Origin of the sequence: Pseudomonas sp. FP1154, assembly GCF_030687245.1 — a bacterium.
GTDB lineage: Bacteria > Pseudomonadota > Gammaproteobacteria > Pseudomonadales > Pseudomonadaceae > Aquipseudomonas > Aquipseudomonas rhizophila.
Genome location: NZ_CP117465.1, coordinates 427,135 through 443,844 on the forward strand (window position 1 = coordinate 427,135; position 16,710 = coordinate 443,844).

Sequence of the window (16,710 nt, forward strand, 5' to 3'; positions counted from 1 at the left end):
GGTAAGGCCGGGCTTCACACCGCGACCTGATGATCGGCAAGGCCTGGGCTGCTGACCCGATAGATGCCTATTTCACCTAACAGATTAGGCCATAGCTTGCTGGCCCACCCGTGGCGGTGCTGCTGGTCCACCGCCAGGCGATCGATGACCTTGGCTTGGCGTTCGCGGCACAACGCCTCAAAATCCTCGAAGGTGCAGAAGTGGATGTTCGGCGTGTTGTACCAGGTGTAGGGCAGAAACTCCGACACCGGCATGCGGCCCTTGCTCGCCAGGTACCAGCGGCAGCGCCAGTGACCGAAGTTGGGGAAGGTGATGATGCACTGGCGCCCGACCCGCAGCATTTCGTCGAGGATCTTGTCCGGGTAGTGCACCGCTTGCAGCGCCTGGGTCATGACCACGATGTCGAAGCTGTTGCTGGCGAAGTTGCCCAGGCCCTTGTCCAGGTCCTGCTCGATCACGTTGATGCCCTTGGCCACGCACTCGGCGATGTTGTCCGGGTCGTTTTCCAGGCCGTAGCCGGTGACTTGCTTGTGGTCGCGCAGCCAGGTCAGCAGTTCGCCGTTGCCGCAGCCCAGGTCGAGCACGCGGCTGCCGGCGGGGATCCATTCCTGGATGATGTCCAGATCGGCTCTCATGGCGTCCTCACAGCGTTATACGGTTCATGTAGTTGCCGAACGCCTGCAGGTAGCGCGGGATCGGGATCAGAAAGGCGTCGTGACCCTGGGGCGCGTCGATTTCCAGGTAGCAGACGTCCTTGCGGGCAGCCATCAGCGCGTCCACCAGCTCCCGTGAGCGGGCCGGGGAGAAGCGCCAGTCGGTGGTGAACGACATCACGCAGAACCTGGCGGTGGCGCCTGCAAAGGTTTTTGCCAGGTCATCGTCGAAGTTCGCCGCCGGATCGAAGTAGTCCAGGGCTTTCGTCATCAACAGGTAGGTGTTGGCATCGAAGCGTCCGGAGAATTCTTCGCCCTGGTAGCGCAGGTAGCTTTCCACCTGGAATTCGACGCTGTGGAAGTCGTAGTTGAGCTTTTCGCTCTTGAGACCGCGGCCGAATTTCTCGCCCATGGAATCATCGGACAGGTAGGTGATATGCCCGACCATCCGCGCCAGCATCAGCCCGCGCTTGGGAATCACGCCGTGTTCCTGGAACGAGCCGCCGTGGAATTCCGGATCGGTGAGGATCGCCTGGCGCGCCACTTCGTTGAAGGCGATGTTCTGCGCCGACAGCTTGGGGGCAGAGGCGATTGCCAGGCAGTGGCGCACACGGTCCGGGTAAGTGATGGTCCATTGCAGGGCTTGCATGCCGCCCAGGCTGCCGCCGATCACTGCGGCCCACTGGGCGATACCGAGGCGGTCCGCCAGGCGTGCCTGACTGTGGACCCAATCTTCCACGGTCAGCACCGGAAAGTCGGCGCCGAAGGGTTTGCCGGTGTCCGGGTTGACGCTGCTGGGGCCGGTGGAGCCGTTGCAGCCGCCGAGGTTGTTCAGGCTGACCACGAAGAACTTGTTGGTGTCGATGGGCTTGCCCGGGCCGATGCAACTGTCCCACCAGCCCGGCTTGCGGTCGTCGACACTGTGATAGCCGGCGGCGTGGTGATGCCCCGACAAGGCATGGCAGATCAGCACGGCATTGCTCGCCGTGGCATTGAGGGTGCCGTAGGTTTCGAAAATCAGGTCATAGGCTGGCAACGAACGACCGCAGGCCAGGGCCAGGGGCTCGCTGAAATGCGCCATTTGCGGCGTCACCAGACCAACGGAATCGGGGGGAAAGGCAGCTGGCATCGACCCTGCTCTCGTTGAAATGAGGCGTAAGTCTAAAGACCGCTGTGGCAAGCGGCAAGCAAAGGGCGGAGCTGATTGTCCGCCGCTTTACCCGTGGCGAGGGAGCTTGCTCCCGCTGGGGCGCGAAGCGGCCCTGAAAGCTGCTGCCCGTGACTGTCCGGGATACGGTGGCGCCCGCTTTGGGGCTGCTTCGCAGCCCAGCGGGAGCAAGCTCCCTCGCCACAGGAAAGGCTGCAGCGTTTTAGATCAGCAGGCGCAGGATTTCCGGCATCATGGTCATCGCCGCCAGGTTGTTGATCACCAGCATGTCGATCAGCTTGAGCACCAGGAACGCCAGGATCGGCGAGATATCCAGGCCGCCGAGGTTCGGCACGATGCGGCGGAACGGTGCCAGCGCCGGCTCGCAGATCTGGTTCACCAGTTCGGCGCCCGGGTTGTGGCTGCCGGGAGCGACCCAGGACAGGATCACGCTGATGATCAGGGCGAAGAAGAAAATCTTCAGGAACAGCGCGGTCACGCCAATGATCGACCAGATCAGCAGTTGCAGCGGGTTGCCGGTGGTGCCGTAGGTCAGCAGCAGGGTCAGGGCCATCAGCGCCAGTTGCACGATGATCGCCAGTACCAGCGACGACATGTCCAGGCCGAACACGCTCGGAATGATCCGGCGCAGTGGCTTGAGCAATGGCTGGGTGGCCTTGACGATGAACTGGCACAGCGGGTTGTAGAAGTTGGCGCGCACCAGTTGCAGCACAAAGCGCAGCAGTACGATCAGCAGGTACAGGCTGCCGAGGGTTTGCAGCACGTAGACCGCTGCAGTGTTCAATCCGATCATGAATGGCTCCTTATTGGCCCAGTTGTTCGGCCATTTCGGCCGAGCGGTGCGCGGCGGCGCCGAGTGCTTTTTCCACCAGGGCTTCGAAGCCCCCGGCCTGGAACGATTTGATGGCGGCTTCGGTGGTGCCGGCTGGCGAAGTCACCCGGCGCCGCAGTTCGGCCGCATCGACATCGCTGGACACTGCCATGTGGGCGGCGCCCAGGGCGGTCTGCAACGTCAGTTTGGCGGCGGTTTCGCGCGGCAGGCCGAGTTTTTCACCGGCGGCGGTCATGGCTTCGATCAGCAGGAAAAAGTATGCCGGGCCCGAGCCGGACACGGCCGTCACCGCATCCAGTTGCTGCTCGGTTTCCAGCCACAGTGCCAGGCCTACGGCCGAGAGCAGCTCTTCGGCCTGCTGGCGCTGTTCGGCGGTCACTTGTGCGGTCGCGAACAGCCCACTGACGCCCTGGCGCAGCAGCGCCGGGGTGTTGGGCATGCAGCGCACGATCGGCTGGGACCCGAGCCAGTTGTTCATGCTGGCGCAGGTAATGCCGGCGGCGATCGACACCACCATCTGATGGGGTTTGAGGCTTGGACGAATGGCCTCGCAGACAGTTTTCATCGCCTGTGGCTTGACCGCCAGCACGACGACGTCCGCGCCCTCGATGGCCTGGGCGTTGTCGGCGAACGTTTCGATGCCGTGCTCTGTGCTCACCCGGGCGCGAGTCTCGGCCCCCGGATCGCTGGCGCGGATCTGCGAAGCGTCCAGACCCTTGGCCCGCAGGCCGCCGATCAGGCTGGCGGCCATGTTGCCGGCGCCGATGAAGGCAATACGTGTGTTGCTCATGACAGGTCCTTGATTAGAGAGTTGAGTCAGCATGGCGTACGGCTAGCTACGGCTATAGTCGCGCGCACCAAACAGCGCGGTACCGATCCGCACCCAGGTGGCGCCCTGGGCAATGGCCGACTCGAGGTCATGGCTCATGCCCATGGAAAGGGTGTCCAGCGGTAGCTTCAGATCGGCTTGCAAGCGTTGAACCGCTGCGAAGGCGGCATCCTGGGCGGCACGCTCCTCGGTCGGTTCGGGAATCGCCATCAACCCACGCAGCTTCAGGCGTGGCAACGCGCTGATGGCGCTGGCCAGAGCGGGCAGGTCCGCCGCGGTGCAGCCGGATTTGCTGTCTTCACCGCTGACGTTGACCTGGATGCAGATATTCAGCGGCGGTAGGTCGGCCGGGCGCTGCTCGGACAGGCGTTGTGCAATTTTCAAACGATCCACGGAATGCACCCAGTCGAAATGTTCGGCGATAGCGCGCGTCTTGTTCGATTGAATGGGGCCGATGAAGTGCCAGATCAAGGGCAGGTCGGTCAGTTCGGCCTGTTTGCCCAGCGCCTCCTGCAGATAGTTCTCGCCAAAGTCCCGCAGGCCGGCGGCATAGGCTTCACGCAGGGCCTGGGCGGGCTTGGTCTTGCTCACCGCCAGCAGCTGCACGCTGTGTTCGTCGCGGTGGGCGGCTTGTTCGGCTGCGCGGATACGCGATCTAACCTGAGCAATGTTGTCTGCTATCGTGGACATTAAAGAAGCGCCAGCGGTGAGGTTCGCGGCATTCTACTGGAATTGAGGAGCGCTATGGATATCACTGAGCTACTGGCGTTCAGCGCCAAACAGGGCGCATCGGACCTGCACTTGTCCGCCGGGCTGCCGCCGATGATCCGTGTCGATGGCGATGTGAGGCGGATCAACCTGCCGGCCCTGGACCACAAGCAGGTCCATGAGCTGATCTACGACATCATGAACGACCGGCAGCGGGTAGATTACGAGAAGTTTCTGGAAACCGACTTTTCCTTCGACGTGCCGGGCGTCGCACGGTTCCGGGTCAATGCGTTCAACCAGAATCGCGGTGCAGGTGCGGTGTTCCGGACCATCCCGTCGAAAGTCCTGACCATGGAAGACCTGGGGATGGGCGATGTGTTTCGCAAGGTGACCGAGGCGCCTCGCGGGCTGGTGTTGGTGACCGGGCCGACCGGCTCCGGCAAGTCCACCACCCTGGCGGCGATGATCGACTACCTCAACACCCACAAACACCATCACATCCTCACCATCGAAGATCCCATCGAGTTTGTCCACGAGCCGCGCAAATGCCTGATCAACCAGCGCGAAGTGCACCGCGACACCCAAAGTTTCTCCACGGCCCTGCGCTCAGCCCTGCGCGAAGACCCGGACGTGATTCTGGTGGGGGAGATGCGTGACCTGGAGACCATCCGCCTTGCCCTGACCGCCGCCGAAACCGGTCACCTGGTGTTTGGCACCTTGCACACCACCTCGGCGGCCAAGACCATCGACCGGGTGGTGGACGTGTTCCCGGGGGATGAGAAATCCATGGTTCGTTCGATGTTGTCCGAATCCTTGCAGGCGGTGATTTCACAGACGCTGGTCAAGAAGATTGGCGGCGGCCGGGTCGCGGCTCATGAAATCATGCTGGGAACGTCGGCGATCCGTAACCTGATCCGCGAGGACAAGGTGGCGCAGATGTACTCGGCGATCCAGACCGGTGGGTCGCTGGGGATGCAGACATTGGATATGTGTTTGAAGGATTTGCTGAACAAGGGGCTGATCAGTCGCGAACATGCGCGGGAGCGGGCGCGTACGCCGGATAACTTCTGAGGATCGGCCACAAAACCTCCTGTGGGAGCGAGCTTGCTCGCGATAGCGTTGGATCAGCCAACATTGAAGTTGACGGATGTACCGCTATCGCGAACAGGCTAGCTCCCACAGTTTGCTTGAACTGGCAAATGTGCCACTTTCAAATCAGCGCTGAACCAGCTGCATCCCTTTCGACTCTTTGGGCAGCACTCGCTTGGCAAGGACGTAGTGGCTGTTCCAGTACGGCTTGTTCAAGGTGTCGATGGTCACCGACTTGCCACGGCGCGGGGCGTGGATGAAGCGGTCGTTACCCAGGTAGATGGCCACGTGGTTGACCCGGCGGCTCTTGAGCTTGAAGAAGATCAGATCGCCGGGCTTGAGGTCCTTGCGATCGACCTTCTGGCCGTGACCGCTGGCCATCGCATTGGAAGTGCGCGGCAGGTCGAAGGTGGCATCGTTGAAGGCGTACTTCACCAGGCCGCTGCAATCGAAACCTTTGCTTGGGCTACTGCCGCCCCAACGGTAAGGTGTTCCCAGTACGTTCACGGCACGGCTCAAGACGTTGCTGCTTGTCTTGGCGGTCATGACCGGAACCAGCTTGCTATTGGCGGTGCTCAAACGCTGGGCGTTTCGCTTGTTCTTGCTCGAAGGAGCAGAAACATGGGATTTGGGGGTGTAGCCGTTGACGTTGGGAAGACGTTGCTCACGATTGGTGGCGTGGGCGGCCAGGGGCAATAATAGGCAAATGGTTAGCCATGTCTTGATAAATGGACGCATTAGGCAGGGCTCTTGAAGGTAAGCGCGCAACTTTATAACAGCTTTTTTTACTGTTCCGAGGCCGTTTGTCGAATCGCAACCCCAGGTGAAACCCGCATAATTGCGACATATTGACCTGATTGTCTGACAGAACCCAGACAGCACGGGGGTTTACCGGGTTCCTGACGCTGGAGACCGCTTGTCGGCAATCCATAAAAAAGTCACAAATAATCCGAACAAATTTATCTATCGAGGCAAAAGAGGCGATTCATGAACAGCTATCAGCAGGACGCTTTACGCGATACCCACAGCAAAGTGATCGGCTATCTCTTGTGGATTTTCGGCTTTACCGGCGCCCACCGCTTCTACTACGGCAAGCCGGTCACCGGCACGATCTGGTTTTTCACCTTCGGCCTGTTGGGCATCGGCTGGCTGATCGACCTGTTCCTGATTCCGGCCATGGATCGGGAGGCCGATCTGCGCTTCACCCCGGGTCCCCTCGAGTACAGCGTGGCGTGGATTCTGCTGACGTTTCTCGGTGTGCTGGGTGTGCACCGCATGTACCAGGGCAAATGGCTCACCGGCATCCTTTACCTGCTGACTGGCGGGGTGTTTTTCCTGGGGGTGCTGTATGACTTCTGGACGCTGAACGATCAGGTCTCGATTCGCAATGCGCAGAAGCGCGGGGCTTTTCACTAAGACCGAGTCGCCTGCATCGCGAGCAGGCTCGCTCCCACACTGGATCAAGGTGTTCACAGGTTATGTGTTCACCGAAGATCCCTGTGGGAGCGAGCCTGCTCGCGATAAGACCGACGCGATGTCAGGCCTGGTGAGTAATCCGCCCATCCATCAGCGTATAACGCACCACCCCCGGCAAACTGTGGCCAAGGAACGGGCAGTTGTCACCCTTGGAGCGCCAGGCTTCACCCGCCACAGTGGACGCCGCCGGGTCGAACAGCACCAGGTCCGCCGCCGCGCCCACTGCCAGTTTACCCACCGGTAATTGCAGCGCGTCGGCCGGGCCGTTGCTCAGGCGTGCGAGCAGGGTCGGCAGGTCCAGCAATCCGTCTTCCACCAGTGTCATGGCCAGTGGCAGCAACAGTTCGACACTGCTGATGCCCGGTTCCGTGGCGCCGAATGGTGCCAGCTTGGCATCGCGCTCGTGGGGCTGGTGATGGCTGGAGATGGCCGAGATCACCCCGGACTTCACAGCCTCGCGCAAGCCATCGCGGTCGGCGCGGGTGCGCAGCGGCGGTTGGACGTGATAGACGCTGTTGAAGTCGATCAGAGCTTCGTCGGTCAGGATCAGTTGGTACAGTGCCACATCGGCGGTGACGGGCAGGCCGCGAGCCTGGGCCTGGGCGATCAGTGCGGCGCCGCGGGCGCTGGTCAACTGGCTGAAGTGTGCGCGCACGCCGCTTTGTTCCACCAGCAGCAGGTCCCGGGCCAGGGCCACGGTCTCGGCGGTTTCCGGAATGCCCGGCAGGCCGAGGAAACTGGCGGTCGGGCCTTCGTGGGCCAGCCCGCCTTCAGCCAGATCGTGATCCTGGGAGTTGAAGATCACCGTCAGGCCGAAGGTCGCGGCGTATTCCAGGGCGCGGCACAGGGTGCGGGTATTGCGAAAACTGTTCAGGCCATTGCCGAACGCCACGCAACCGGCGTCGCGTAGCGCAATGAGTTCTGCCAATTGCTCGCCATCGAGGCCTTTGCTCAAGGCGCCGATAGGGAAGACCTTGGTGTTGCCGGCTTCGCGGGCGCGATCAAGGATCAGCTCGGCCACGGCCGAGGTGTCCAGTACCGGCTTGGTCTGCGGCGGGCAGCACAAACTGGTCACGCCACCGGCGGCGGCGGCCTGGGTTTCGCTGACGATACTGCCTTTGCGGCTGTAACCGGGTTCGCGCAGGGCGACGTTCAGGTCCACCAGGCCAGGGGCGGCCACCAGGCCTTGGGCGTTGAGGGTATCGACGGCGGTAAAACCGGCCGGAGCGGCGCCAAGGGCGACAATTTTGCAGGCATCGATATGGATGTCAGTCACTTGATCCAGGCCGCTGGCCGGATCGATCACGCGTGCGCCGAGAATGCTGAGCTTCACTGGGCGTTCTCCTGGTCGAATTGGCGCTGGGCCGTTTGCCCGCTCATGGCCATGGACAGCACGGCCATACGGATGGCGATGCCGTAGGTCACCTGGTTGAGGATCACCGAATGTGGTCCGTCGGCCACTGCCGACTCGATCTCCACCCCGCGGTTGATCGGCCCCGGGTGCATGACGATGGCGTCCGGCTTGGCCCCGGCCAGGCGCGCGGTGGTCAGGCCGAACAGGCGGTAGAACTCGCCTTCGCTCGGCAGCAGGCCGCCGGTCATGCGTTCGCGCTGCAGGCGCAGCATGATCACCACGTCCACGTCCTTGAGGCCTTCGGTCATGTCGGTGTAGACCTTCACGCCATACTGCTCGACGCCAATGGGCAGCAGGGTTTTCGGCGCGATCACGCGGATGTCCGGGCAGCCGAGGGTCTTGAGGGCGAGCATGTTCGAACGGGCCACCCGCGAGTGCAGGATGTCGCCGACGATAGCCACCGACAGGTTCTCGAAGCTGCCCTTGTGCCGACGGATGGTCAGCATGTCCAGCATGCCCTGGGTTGGGTGGGCGTGACGGCCGTCGCCGCCGTTGATGATCGCCACTTGTGGGCATACATGCTCGGCAATGAAATGCGCCGCGCCGGAATCACCGTGACGCACGACGAACATGTCGGCCGCCATGGCCTCGAGGTTGCGCAAGGTGTCGAGCAGGGTTTCGCCCTTGCTCGCCGAGGAGGTGGACACGTTCAGGGTGATCACGTCCGCCGACAGTCGCTGGGCCGCCAGTTCGAAGGTGGTGCGGGTGCGGGTGGAGTTTTCGAAGAACACGTTGCACACGGTCTTGCCGCGCAGCAACGGGACTTTCTTGACCGCCCGGGCCCCGACTTCGAGGAACGAATCGGCGGTGTCGAGGATTTCCGTCAGCAGCTCGCGGCGCAGGCCGTCGAGGGACAGGAAGTGCCGCAGCTGGCCCTGATCGTTGAGCTGTAGCGCTCGCTTGGTTTCGAGAGGCGTCATCGCAATGGACTCTTACAAGGGCAGTTAAAGGGCAAGGTCTTGCAGTTCGAGTTGCAGCGGCGTGGGGCCGGACAGCTTGACTCGCTCGTGAGCGGCCAGCGTCAGCGTCGCGCCGACCACGTTCGGGCGGATCGGCAGCTCGCCGGCGTCCAGGTCCAGCAGGCACACCAGGGTCACGCTGGCGGGGCGGCCATAATCGAACAGTTCGTTCATGGCGGCGCGGATGGTCCGGCCGCTCATCAGCACATCGTCGATCAGTACCAGATGCTGGCCTTCAATCTCGAACGGCAGGGCCGAAGGGCGCACTTGCGGGTGCAGGCCGTTCTGGCTGAAGTCGTCGCGGTAGAACGACACATCGAGGGTGCCCAGCGGCGCATCGCTGCCCAGTTCTTCGAGCAAGGCCTGGGCGACCCAGACGCCACCGGTGCGAATGCCGATGTAGCGCGGTTCGCTGATGCCGCGTTGTTCCAGATGCGCCGTGAGACGAATCGCCATCTGGCTGATCAGTTCGGCGGGATTGGGCAGGCTCATGCTGGCTCCTTCAGGTTCCCGGGCCGGTGGTCAGAGGCCCGGTTTATCGCTAAAAGAAAGCGCCCTGGCGGCGCTTTCAAAAAAATCAGGTTTCGAACAGAGCGGCGTTGGCGTCGAGCCAGCCTTGCAGCAGCAGGGCGGCCGCGATGGCGTCTACCGGGTTGTCGCGGTAACTGCCTTTCTGCCCGCCACGTACCAGGCGTTCGCCCTTGGCCTCGAACGTGGTCAGACGCTCGTCGTGGGTATAGAAAGGCAGGTTGTAGCGGCCGTTGAGCCTGCGGGCGAATTTCTCCGCACGAACGCACATCTCGCTGGGCGTGCCGTCCATGTTCAGGGGCAGGCCGACCACCACGGCGTCGGGTTTCCACTCCTTGATCAGCGCTTCGACCTGGTTCCAGTCGGGAACGCCGTTCTGCGCCTTGAGGGTGCACAGCTCGCGGGCCTGGCCGGTAATCACCTGGCCGACCGCCACGCCGATCTGTTTGGTGCCGTAATCGAAGCCCAGCAGCAAGCGCAGGGCCATCAGGCGTGTCCTGCCTGGCTGGTGAGCAGACTGAGGTTGACCCCCAGCCGGCTGGCCGCTGCTTCCAGGCGCAGTTCGCTGCTGGTGTTGAACAGGATGTCGGCGTCGAACGGGCAGGTCAGCCAGGCGTTATCGGCCAGCTCGGCTTCCAATTGCCCGGCTTCCCAACCGGCATAGCCGAGGGCGATCAGGCTTTTTTCCGGGCCTACGCCGTCAGCGATGGCGAACAGCACATCCTGGGAGGTGGACAGCGATACGCCATCCAGGTCCACGGTGGCCTGGTAGGACGGCCCCGTCGGGTGGAGCACGAAGCCTCGGTCGGTCTGCACCGGGCCGCCGATGAAAATCGGGACGTGCTGGCACAAGAGTGGCGGTTCTACATCCGGGCGCAACTGCTCAAGAATGTCCGCCAGGTTCAGTTCCTGCGGTCGATTGATCACCAGCCCCATGGCCCCATTGGCCGTGTGCTCGACGATGTAGGTCAAGGTGTGGGCAAAGTTCGGATCGGCCATGTGTGGCATGGCAATCAGGAAGTGATGCTTGAGGTAGGTGGGGCTGACGTTTTTCATAGGCGCTAGTGTGGCGGCGCAGGGGCGAACTGACAAGCTGGGGATGTGCAGCAAATGCCGGAGACTGTCACGAAACCCCTGTTGGAGCGAGCCTGCTCGCGATGCGGTGTGTCAGGCGACATCAATGCTGGATGTTCGATTGCTATCGCGAGCAGGCTCGCTCCCACAAGGGGATGGGGTCAGTTGCTGGAGAGACGATCGCCCCGGGCGAACTTCCAGGTGCGGATGATTTCCAGGCGGTCGATGTCCGACAGGTCCCCGGTAAACGGTGCGAACGGCGCGGCGAGGCGCACGATCCGCTGGGCGGCCTGATCCAGCAATGGCTGGCCGGAGGACTCCAGCACCAGCACTTCATACAACGAGCCGTCGCGGTTGATCGAGACCAGCAGCCGCAAGTTGCCATAGATCTGCTTGCGCCGGGCTTCGTCGGGGTAGTTGAGATTGCCGATGCGCTCGACTTTCTTGCGCCACTCATCTTTGTACCAGGCGCCCTTGTCGCGCATGGTCGAGGCGGCGCTCAGGCGGTGGATACGCGGGCGTTTGGCATACAACTGCTGTTCCTGGGCCAGCTCGGCTTCCAGGCTGGCGATGTCGCTGGACAGTTGGGCGCTGTCGAAGGTGGGCACCGGGGCCTTGGGTTTGGGGTCGGGCCTGACCTCTTCCTTGACCGGGGCTTTTTTCGGCTTCGGCGCCACGGTGGTCACGGCGGCCTTGGGCGCCGTCTCCCGGACCTCGGGCTTGGCCGCTGGCGGCGGTGTGACCTTCTGCACTTTATTGTCCTGGAATGGCGCGATCTGGGTGGTCTTGGGCGTCGCCTTTTTTTCCAGGGTGCCACTGCCTTGCTGGTTTTCCTGGGCGAGGAAGTCCGCTTTTTGTGGCTTGGCTTCGCTTTTGAAGGTGGCCAGGGTGATTTCCAGGGTCTGGCTGATCTGTTTGGGTTCTACCGTGGCAAACCCGACGCCCAGCAGCAGTGCCAAGTGGATCAATGCCGCCAGGAACAGGGTAAAACCGAGACGATCAGCCGGGCGCACGCCGCGATGGGCGAGCTCTTGGGGCAGATCGGACGGGAGGGTCATGGCAAGGAAACCAACATCGCGTTTTTTTCAGGCCGGGCATGATAACGCAATGTGGGTTTCCTTCAGCAGGATCTGGATCAACGAGCCTTGAGCTTCTGATCGATGGCATCCATCAGCATCGCGCCGATGTCGGTGCCGAAGGCGTTGTCGATCTCGCGGATGCAGGTCGGGCTGGTGACGTTGATTTCCGTCAGGTGCTCGCCGATCACGTCCAGGCCCACGAACAGCAGACCCTTCTCCCGCAGGGTCGGGCCGACCTGGGCCGCGATCCAGCGGTCCTTTTCAGTCAACGGACGCGCCTCGCCACGCCCGCCGGCCGCCAGGTTGCCGCGGGTTTCGCCGGCTGCGGGAATGCGCGCCAGGCAATAGTCCACCGGTTCGCCGTCGATCATCAGGATGCGCTTGTCGCCATCGACGATGGCCGGCAGGTATCCCTGGATCATGATCTGCTGCTGACCGTGCAGGGTCAGGGTTTCCAGGATCACCGACAGGTTGGGGTGGCCGGCGGTGTGACGGAAAATCGAGGAGCCGCCCATGCCGTCCAGGGGCTTGAGGATCACGTCGCCGTGATGGTCGGCGAATTCACGCAGCACGTCCGGGCGACGGCTGACGATGGTGGGCGGCGTGCATTGCGGGAACAGCGTGGCGAACAGCTTTTCGTTGCAGTCGCGCAGGCTCTGGGGTTTGTTGACCACCAGCACACCGGCGTTTTCGGCCTGCTCCAGCAGGTAGGTGGAATACACGAACTCCATGTCGAAGGGCGGATCCTTGCGCATGAGGATCACGTCCAGGTCGCTGAGCAGCGCATCGCGTTCGGCGCCCAGCTCAAACCATTTTTCGGGGTTGGCGAAGACGTTCAGCGGCTTCATCCGCGCCCGTGCCTGACCTTCGGCCTGGTAGAGGTCGCCCTGTTCCATGTAGAACAGCTCCCAGCCGCGCTTCTGAGCGGCCAGCAGCATGGCCAGCGAGCTATCCTTTTTATAGGAAATGCTGGCGATAGGGTCCATGACAATGCCGACGCGTACGCTCATGGCTTGGTTCCTCGAAAATTGATGGGCACAAATGGTGTGAAAAAGTGGCGTCAGAGTGGCGCCCGGAAGATTGGCGGTCAAGGAAAAACCACTGTACCGAGCGGCCGATAGATCGGCGATGGAGACTGTGCTAAAAAGGCTGGCATGTGACGTGCGGGCCTTGAACATCAAGGGTTTGCGCTGTCGTTCACACTTACGCGTTAAAAACCGGTTTGCAGTGGCAATGGCAGAGCATCTTACGCAGCAGCAACCCAGCGCCTTGAAGGTCATGGTCATCGACGACTCGAAGACCATCCGCCGCACCGCCGAGACCTTGTTGCGCAACGTGGGTTGCGAGGTCATCACGGCGGTCGATGGCTTCGATGCCCTGGCCAAGATCGCCGACCATCATCCGGGCATTATCTTTGTCGACATCATGATGCCGCGCCTGGACGGTTACCAGACTTGTGCCCTGATCAAGAACAACAGCGTTTTCAAGGCCACGCCGGTGATCATGTTGTCGTCCCGGGACGGTTTGTTCGACAAGGCCAAGGGGCGCATCGTCGGCTCCGATCAGTTTTTGACCAAGCCTTTCAGCAAGGAAGAACTGCTGGGCGCGATACGGGCTCATGTTCCGGGCTTTGCCGCTGTCCAGCCGCACCAGGCACATTAATGACACTCGGCCATCGGGCCTGGGGTCAACAAAAAATGGGGAACACCATGGCACGAATTCTGATCGTCGATGATTCGCCGACCGAAATGTACAAACTGACCGGCATGCTGGAAAAGCACGGCCACCAGGTCCTGAAGGCCGAAAACGGCGCCGACGGCGTGGCCCTGGCTCGCCAGGAAAAGCCCGACGCGGTCCTGATGGATATCGTCATGCCCGGCCTCAACGGTTTCCAGGCCACGCGCCAGTTGACCAAGGATCCGGACACCGGGCACATCCCGGTGATCATCATCACCACCAAGGACCAGGACACCGACAAGGTCTGGGGCACTCGCCAAGGCGCGAAGGACTACCTGACCAAACCGGTGGACGAAGAAACCCTGATCAAGACCCTGAACAACGTGCTGGCGGGTTGATGACACGGCCATGAGCCAATCCCTGACCGCTTTCGAACTGCTCCTGCAGATCGACCGGCGTTGCCGGCTGCTGGGGGCGGACCTGCCGTCACAACCGACCCACGGCGACAGCTGGAGCGGCATCGGTTTTCGCCTCGGCGAACACTGGTACGTGGCGCCCATGGGCGAAGTCAGCGAAGTGCTGCACGAACCGCGCTACACACATTTGCCCGGGGTCAAGCCATGGGTTCGTGGTGTGGCTAATCTGCGCGGGCGCTTATTGCCGTTGATGGATTTGTGCGGTTTCTTCGGCCATGAGCTGTCGAGCGTGCGCAAGCAGCGGCGGGTGCTGGTGGTGGATCATGACGAGGTCTTTACCGGGTTGCTGGTGGATGAAGTCCTCGGATTGCAGCATTTTGCCCAGGACAGCCTGGAGCCGACGCTGATGGACGACCTTGACGGCCCGGAGTCGGCCTTCGTCAAGGGCCGGTTTCGCGGTGAACGGCAGTGGCAGGTGTTCAGCCCGTTTGCGCTGACGCGCTCGCCGGGGTTCATGGATGTAGCTGTTTGACGAGATGCCACACGGTCCCTTGTGGGAACGAGCCAGTGGGAGCAAAGCTTGCTCGCGATGGCGGCGCCTCGGTTGGCGGGAAACCGTGTTGTTTTCATCGCAGGCAAGCCTTGCTCCCACAGAGTCACACTGATTGAGCAGGCTGCACTACAAGGGCTTGCTTACAGTTGGCAGTGGTGAGTGGGTTGGATTGGGCAGTACAGGCGAGAACCGATGATCAAAGCAAATACAGGTAAGCCTCTGGAAGCGTCGCGTAGTCGTTCGCAGATCATCGTGCTGTTCGTCGCGCTGATTGTCTTCATCATGCTGCTGTTCGCCAACTTCGCTTACCTCAACACCCAGTCCAACTACGACAAGCAGTACATCGGCCACGCCGGTGAGTTGCGGGTGCTGTCCCAGCGCATCGCGAAGAACGCCACCGAGGCGGCCGCCGGCAAGGCTGCGGCGTTCAAGTTGCTGAGCGAGGCGCGCAATGATTTCGCCCAGCGCTGGGGCTACCTGAAGCAAGGCGACCCGGTGACCGGCCTGCCACCGGCACCTGCTGCCCTGCGCCCGCAGATGCGTGCCGTACAGCTGGACTGGGAACGCTTGCTCAAGAACACCGATGCCATCCTGTCCAGCGAACAGACTGTGCTGTCGCTGCATCAGGTGGCGGCAACCCTCGCCGAAACCGTGCCGCAGTTGCAGGTCGAGTACGAAAAAGTCGTCGAAATTCTCCTGCAGCGCGGCGCGCCCGCCGCGCAGGTCGCCATGGCCCAGCGCCAGTCGTTGCTGGCCGAACGGATTCTCGGGGCGGTGAACACCGTGCTGGCGGGGGATGAAAACGCCAGTCAGGCCGCCGATACCTTTGGCCGCGATGCCGCACGTTTTGGTCAGGTGCTCAATGGCATGTCGCAAGGTGACCCGGCCTTGAAGATCTCCCAAGTACAGGACCGCGATGCCCGGGCCCGCCTGAGTGAGATCAGCGAACTCTTCGAATTCGTCTCCGGCTCGGTGGACGAAATCCTCGAAACCTCTCCTGAGTTGTTCAAGGTGCGCGAGTCGGCAGGCAACATCTTCAACCTGTCGCAAACCTTGCTGGACGAAGCGTCGCACCTGGCCACCGCGTTCGAAAACCTGGCCGGCGGGCGTTCCGCAAACGCCATCGGTGGTTATGTGCTGGGTCTGTTGGCGCTGATGTCGATCATCCTGATCGGGCTGGTGATGGTCCGCGAAACCAACCGGCAGTTGCGTGAAACCGCAGAAAAGAATGAGCGCAACCAGAACGCGATCATGCGTCTGCTGGACGAGATCGAAGACCTGGCCGATGGCGACCTGACCGTGACCGCCTCGGTTACCGAAGACTTTACCGGCACCATCGCCGATTCCATCAACTATTCGGTGGACCAACTGCGTGACCTTGTGGCCACCATCAACCTCACCGCCGGCCAGGTCGCCGCTGCGGTGCAGGAAACCCAGGCTACGGCGATGCACCTGGCGCAGGCTTCCGAACATCAGGCCCAGCAGATATCCGAAGCTTCGACTTCAATCAATGAAATGGCCCAGTCCATCGATCAGGTCTCGGCCAATGCCGCCGAGTCGTCGGCGGTGGCCGAGCGTTCCGTGGAGATCGCCAACAAAGGCAACGAGGTGGTGCACAACACCATTCATGGCATGGACAACATTCGCGAGCAGATCCAGGACACGGCCAAGCGCATCAAGCGCCTGGGTGAGTCGTCTCAGGAAATCGGCGACATTGTCAGCCTGATCGATGACATTGCCGACCAGACCAACATCCTGGCCCTCAACGCCGCTATCCAGGCGTCCATGGCCGGTGACGCCGGGCGCGGGTTCGCGGTGGTGGCCGATGAAGTGCAGCGGCTGGCGGAGCGCTCTTCGGCGGCGACCCGGCAGATCGAGACCCTGGTGCGGGCGATTCAGGCTGACACCAACGAGGCGGTGATTTCCATGGAACAGACCACCACCGAAGTGGTGCGTGGCGCCCGACTGGCCCAGGATGCCGGGGTGGCCCTGGAAGAAATCGAAGGCGTGTCCAAGACCCTGGCGGCGCTGATCCAGAGCATTTCCAACGCGGCGCAGCAACAGACCACCTCGGCGGGGCAGATTTCCTTGACCATGAACGTGATCCAGCAGATCACCACGCAAACCTCTTCCGGCTCCACCGCCACCGCCGAGAGCATCGGCAACCTGGCGAAAATGGCCAGTCAGCTGCGTCGTTCGGTGTCGGGGTTTACTTTGCCGGCGGCGGCTGCGGCGGATGAGAACAAGGCGTAACT

The 16,710-nt window shown here is 62.1% G+C and carries 19 protein-coding genes; 6 read left to right on the forward strand and 13 right to left on the reverse strand.

Annotation, left to right across the window (positions count from 1 at the left end; all coding sequences use genetic code 11):
- Window positions 1-14 precede the first annotated feature (14 nt).
- From metW to PSH91_RS01955, 5 genes are all read right to left on the reverse strand, one after another.
- The gene (gene metW, locus PSH91_RS01935; protein ID WP_047226012.1) at window positions 15-635 is read right to left on the reverse strand and encodes a methionine biosynthesis protein MetW; all 621 of its coding nucleotides are present in this window, start codon (window positions 633-635) and stop codon (window positions 15-17) included.
- 7 nt (window positions 636-642) lie between these two features.
- On the reverse strand, window positions 643-1,782 hold the full coding sequence (locus tag PSH91_RS01940) for a homoserine O-acetyltransferase (RefSeq protein ID WP_047226011.1): 1,140 nt from the start codon (window positions 1,780-1,782) through the stop codon (window positions 643-645).
- A gap of 241 nt (window positions 1,783-2,023) precedes the next feature.
- The gene (locus PSH91_RS01945) at window positions 2,024-2,614 is read right to left on the reverse strand and encodes a YggT family protein (RefSeq protein ID WP_047226010.1); all 591 of its coding nucleotides are present in this window, start codon (window positions 2,612-2,614) and stop codon (window positions 2,024-2,026) included.
- A 10-nt stretch (window positions 2,615-2,624) separates the two neighbouring features.
- Window positions 2,625-3,443 carry a pyrroline-5-carboxylate reductase gene (proC, locus tag PSH91_RS01950; RefSeq protein WP_047226009.1) on the reverse strand — a complete coding sequence of 273 codons (819 nt, stop codon included), beginning with the start codon at window positions 3,441-3,443 and terminating at the stop codon, window positions 2,625-2,627.
- Window positions 3,444-3,485: 42 nt separating this feature from the next.
- The gene (locus tag PSH91_RS01955) at window positions 3,486-4,172 is read right to left on the reverse strand and encodes a YggS family pyridoxal phosphate-dependent enzyme (protein ID WP_047226008.1); all 687 of its coding nucleotides are present in this window, start codon (window positions 4,170-4,172) and stop codon (window positions 3,486-3,488) included.
- A gap of 54 nt (window positions 4,173-4,226) precedes the next feature.
- Between PSH91_RS01955 and PSH91_RS01960 the strand changes: the two genes are divergently transcribed.
- Window positions 4,227-5,261 carry a type IV pilus twitching motility protein PilT gene (locus PSH91_RS01960; RefSeq protein ID WP_107321399.1) on the forward strand — a complete coding sequence of 345 codons (1,035 nt, stop codon included), beginning with the start codon at window positions 4,227-4,229 and terminating at the stop codon, window positions 5,259-5,261.
- 144 nt (window positions 5,262-5,405) lie between these two features.
- Here the strand turns inward: PSH91_RS01960 and PSH91_RS01965 are convergent, their stop codons facing one another.
- The gene (locus PSH91_RS01965) at window positions 5,406-6,017 is read right to left on the reverse strand and encodes a C40 family peptidase (protein ID WP_173407475.1); all 612 of its coding nucleotides are present in this window, start codon (window positions 6,015-6,017) and stop codon (window positions 5,406-5,408) included.
- Window positions 6,018-6,266: 249 nt separating this feature from the next.
- Between PSH91_RS01965 and PSH91_RS01970 the strand changes: the two genes are divergently transcribed.
- Window positions 6,267-6,695, forward strand: a complete 429-nt coding sequence (locus PSH91_RS01970; RefSeq protein WP_047226005.1) for a TM2 domain-containing protein — start codon at window positions 6,267-6,269, stop codon at window positions 6,693-6,695.
- Between the two features lie 121 nt (window positions 6,696-6,816).
- Here PSH91_RS01970 and PSH91_RS01975 read toward each other — a convergent pair whose 3' ends face one another.
- From PSH91_RS01975 to gshB, 7 genes are all read right to left on the reverse strand, one after another.
- Window positions 6,817-8,088, reverse strand: coding sequence for a dihydroorotase (locus PSH91_RS01975; protein WP_076383024.1), 1,272 nt, complete (start codon window positions 8,086-8,088; stop codon window positions 6,817-6,819).
- Window positions 8,085-9,089 (reverse strand): aspartate carbamoyltransferase catalytic subunit, encoded by a 1,005-nt coding sequence (locus PSH91_RS01980; RefSeq protein WP_047226003.1) that lies wholly within the window; start codon window positions 9,087-9,089, stop codon window positions 8,085-8,087. Before PSH91_RS01980 ends, PSH91_RS01975 begins: the two co-directional genes overlap by 4 nt.
- A 24-nt stretch (window positions 9,090-9,113) precedes the next feature.
- Window positions 9,114-9,620: a bifunctional pyr operon transcriptional regulator/uracil phosphoribosyltransferase PyrR gene (gene pyrR / locus PSH91_RS01985; protein WP_274090489.1), complete on the reverse strand. Its 507-nt coding sequence runs from the start codon at window positions 9,618-9,620 to the stop codon at window positions 9,114-9,116.
- An 85-nt stretch (window positions 9,621-9,705) separates the two neighbouring features.
- Window positions 9,706-10,143, reverse strand: coding sequence for a Holliday junction resolvase RuvX (ruvX, locus tag PSH91_RS01990; RefSeq protein ID WP_047226001.1), 438 nt, complete (start codon window positions 10,141-10,143; stop codon window positions 9,706-9,708).
- Window positions 10,143-10,712, reverse strand: coding sequence for a YqgE/AlgH family protein (locus tag PSH91_RS01995; RefSeq protein ID WP_047226000.1), 570 nt, complete (start codon window positions 10,710-10,712; stop codon window positions 10,143-10,145). Before PSH91_RS01995 ends, ruvX begins: the two co-directional genes overlap by 1 nt.
- Before the next feature lie 179 nt (window positions 10,713-10,891).
- Window positions 10,892-11,788, reverse strand: a complete 897-nt coding sequence (locus tag PSH91_RS02000) for an energy transducer TonB (protein WP_047225999.1) — start codon at window positions 11,786-11,788, stop codon at window positions 10,892-10,894.
- Between the two features lie 77 nt (window positions 11,789-11,865).
- Complete coding sequence (gshB, locus tag PSH91_RS02005) at window positions 11,866-12,819, reverse strand: glutathione synthase (RefSeq protein ID WP_047225998.1); 954 nt, start codon at window positions 12,817-12,819, stop codon at window positions 11,866-11,868.
- Window positions 12,820-13,042: 223 nt separating this feature from the next.
- Here gshB and PSH91_RS02010 point away from each other — a divergent pair, with 223 nt between their 5' ends.
- The 4 genes from PSH91_RS02010 (at window position 13,043) to PSH91_RS02025 (ending at window position 16,708) form a co-directional block, all read left to right on the forward strand.
- Complete coding sequence (locus tag PSH91_RS02010; protein ID WP_047225997.1) at window positions 13,043-13,471, forward strand: PleD family two-component system response regulator; 429 nt, start codon at window positions 13,043-13,045, stop codon at window positions 13,469-13,471.
- A 47-nt stretch (window positions 13,472-13,518) separates the two neighbouring features.
- Window positions 13,519-13,884, forward strand: a complete 366-nt coding sequence (gene pilH, locus PSH91_RS02015; protein WP_047226188.1) for a twitching motility response regulator PilH — start codon at window positions 13,519-13,521, stop codon at window positions 13,882-13,884.
- Between the two features lie 10 nt (window positions 13,885-13,894).
- Window positions 13,895-14,434 (forward strand): chemotaxis protein CheW, encoded by a 540-nt coding sequence (locus tag PSH91_RS02020; protein WP_047225996.1) that lies wholly within the window; start codon window positions 13,895-13,897, stop codon window positions 14,432-14,434.
- 213 nt (window positions 14,435-14,647) lie between these two features.
- A complete protein-coding gene (locus PSH91_RS02025) occupies window positions 14,648-16,708 on the forward strand; it encodes a methyl-accepting chemotaxis protein (protein ID WP_173407474.1) in 2,061 nt (686 codons plus the stop codon).
- Window positions 16,709-16,710 lie beyond the last annotated feature (2 nt).

Bases quoted from the DNA above. Each gene is read 5' to 3' on its own strand.
- proC (WP_047226009.1), bottom strand. From the start codon at position 3,443: ATGAGCAACACACGTATTGCCTTCATCGGCGCCGGCAACATGGCCGCC.
- PSH91_RS01980 (WP_047226003.1), bottom strand. From the start codon at position 9,089: ATGACGCCTCTCGAAACCAAGCGAGCGCTACAGCTCAACGATCAGGGC.
- PSH91_RS01965 (WP_173407475.1), bottom strand. From the start codon at position 6,017: ATGCGTCCATTTATCAAGACATGGCTAACCATTTGCCTATTATTGCCC.
- PSH91_RS01960 (WP_107321399.1), top strand. From the start codon at position 4,227: ATGGATATCACTGAGCTACTGGCGTTCAGCGCCAAACAGGGCGCATCG.
- PSH91_RS01940 (WP_047226011.1), bottom strand. From the start codon at position 1,782: ATGCCAGCTGCCTTTCCCCCCGATTCCGTTGGTCTGGTGACGCCGCAA.
- PSH91_RS01970 (WP_047226005.1), top strand. From the start codon at position 6,267: ATGAACAGCTATCAGCAGGACGCTTTACGCGATACCCACAGCAAAGTG.
- pyrR (WP_274090489.1), bottom strand. From the start codon at position 9,620: ATGAGCCTGCCCAATCCCGCCGAACTGATCAGCCAGATGGCGATTCGT.
- PSH91_RS01945 (WP_047226010.1), bottom strand. From the start codon at position 2,614: ATGATCGGATTGAACACTGCAGCGGTCTACGTGCTGCAAACCCTCGGC.
- PSH91_RS02020 (WP_047225996.1), top strand. From the start codon at position 13,895: ATGAGCCAATCCCTGACCGCTTTCGAACTGCTCCTGCAGATCGACCGG.
- PSH91_RS02025 (WP_173407474.1), top strand. From the start codon at position 14,648: ATGATCAAAGCAAATACAGGTAAGCCTCTGGAAGCGTCGCGTAGTCGT.
- metW (WP_047226012.1), bottom strand. From the start codon at position 635: ATGAGAGCCGATCTGGACATCATCCAGGAATGGATCCCCGCCGGCAGC.
- PSH91_RS02000 (WP_047225999.1), bottom strand. From the start codon at position 11,788: ATGACCCTCCCGTCCGATCTGCCCCAAGAGCTCGCCCATCGCGGCGTG.
- PSH91_RS01955 (WP_047226008.1), bottom strand. From the start codon at position 4,172: ATGTCCACGATAGCAGACAACATTGCTCAGGTTAGATCGCGTATCCGC.
- ruvX (WP_047226001.1), bottom strand. From the start codon at position 10,143: ATGGCCCTGCGCTTGCTGCTGGGCTTCGATTACGGCACCAAACAGATC.
- gshB (WP_047225998.1), bottom strand. From the start codon at position 12,819: ATGAGCGTACGCGTCGGCATTGTCATGGACCCTATCGCCAGCATTTCC.
- pilH (WP_047226188.1), top strand. From the start codon at position 13,519: ATGGCACGAATTCTGATCGTCGATGATTCGCCGACCGAAATGTACAAA.
- PSH91_RS01995 (WP_047226000.1), bottom strand. From the start codon at position 10,712: ATGAAAAACGTCAGCCCCACCTACCTCAAGCATCACTTCCTGATTGCC.
- PSH91_RS02010 (WP_047225997.1), top strand. From the start codon at position 13,043: ATGGCAGAGCATCTTACGCAGCAGCAACCCAGCGCCTTGAAGGTCATG.